The following is a 1625-nucleotide window of genomic DNA, read 5'->3' on the forward strand; positions in this document are numbered from 1 at the left end:
CAGACAGGTGAAGTATCTCAATAACCTTATTGAGCAGGATCACAGGCGGGTGAGGCAAAGGACGAGGCCGATGCTGGGCTTTAAAACATTCATGTCGGCCGCAAAAATCATTGCCGGAATCGAGATGATGGCCATGATCAAAAAAGGTCAGATCGATATTCAGGGCTCCACTTCATTCGAGCAGTTTTACGCCCTCGCAGGATAACTGCGTCCGGGGAATGATCCCTTCAGAAACTCACTTCGACCTTGGAAATGTTTGCGACAGAGCCTTCGCCTGAGACCCTGCCCGGTAAGATTATTCCGAAACTTGGTGGCCTTTTCAAAAACCTCTGAGCTGCTTTAGGGCCACAACCCGCCCGGCCACAACCCTGGTCAAGCTGAGGCTTACGAACTCCTGTAAGGCTTGAGGAGTGACTGTTGTTGCGGAAGTTGTGATGACTGAGTTGAAGAGGAAAGAAGACATGTTCATGAAGAAACAAAGAGTCCTGCCTCCTAGTTTAGCCGCCATCCAGATCGTAAATGCCTGTGATCAAAAGGCTCAAAAAAATCACCTTGATGTTGTTGCTGGGCGCCTCGTCGCGAAACAGGATGTTGGCCCAGGAAAAGTATCCACTGTCAGTCGGAGCCGGTGTACAGGAGCCATTATCTCCTGCGATTCGGACCTGACAGCGAGTCTTAGGTGGCGGTGAGTATTTGCACACTGGCCATGTAATCGAAAGCCCTTTCAAAAGTCGCGTTGCACAGCCCAACTGAAATGCCCTAAATTGGGCCGATTTCTCTACAACGATTGGATTTTGCAAAACGCGAAAAATGATTTGGAAAAGTATCCTTGTTGCTTGTCTAACTGATGGAGTGAACAGTATGAAAAGATTTGAGATTGGTGTTCTGTCCTGGCTTTTGGTTGGCGGTATCCTGGGATGCGAGTCGCGTAGCAGCGATTCAAATCTGGCGGATTCCGGCCGTGGCCCCCGGATCTTCCATGTCGACAGTGTAGCAGGATCGGATGTGTCTCCCGGGACGTCGCCTGAAACGCCCTGGCAGTCACTGAATAAAATCAACGCCATGAAGCTTCTGCCTGGTGATGTGGTCCGGCTTAAACGCGGTTCGGCCTGGGATATAGGACTGGTTGTGAAGGATTCGGGCACCCCTGAAGCTCCCATTACCATCGAAGCTTATGGTGATGAAAATAAGCCTGTGCAGGAGATGAAGTCTCCTGTTATTGAGAACTCTGGCGCAGGACGCTGGGGGGCCGCAGTCGAACTGAAGGGCAGTTACATTATTGTTGAGGGTCTTTTGCTCCGCAATGCCAATGCTCGTGGTGTCATGATTAACGAGGGTGCGGATCATAATATCATCCGCCACAACGAGATCACCAATGTCGGCATCGGGGTTCAAGTCTTCGGCAAATTCAACCTCGTTACGAGAAACTTCGTCCACGACCTCCATATGATTGTGAACGACCAAAGGGATCCAAATAAGCCCAGGAGTGGAGCCAATGATTTTGGTGCCAACTGCTTCTGGCTCGAGAACACTGACAATGAACTATCATACAATCGTGGAGAAAACTGTGTCGCGCCAAGTTTTGACTATGGCAGGGATGGCGGTTTCGTGGAACTCTTCGGCGT

The 1625-nt window shown here is 50.3% G+C and carries 2 protein-coding genes; both read left to right on the forward strand.

The window, feature by feature from the left end; all coding sequences use genetic code 11:
- Window positions 1-205, forward strand: a 205-nt coding sequence (locus VE954_RS35055; protein WP_324961863.1) for a DDE-type integrase/transposase/recombinase, incomplete at its 5' end; no start/stop codon positions are given.
- Between the two features lie 656 nt (window positions 206-861).
- Window positions 862-1625, forward strand: a 764-nt coding sequence (locus tag VE954_RS35060) for a chondroitinase-B domain-containing protein (protein WP_324961865.1), incomplete at its 3' end; no start/stop codon positions are given.

This window comes from Oligoflexus sp., assembly GCF_035638955.1.
In the GTDB taxonomy this organism is placed as follows: Bacteria; Bdellovibrionota_B; Oligoflexia; order Oligoflexales; family Oligoflexaceae; genus Oligoflexus.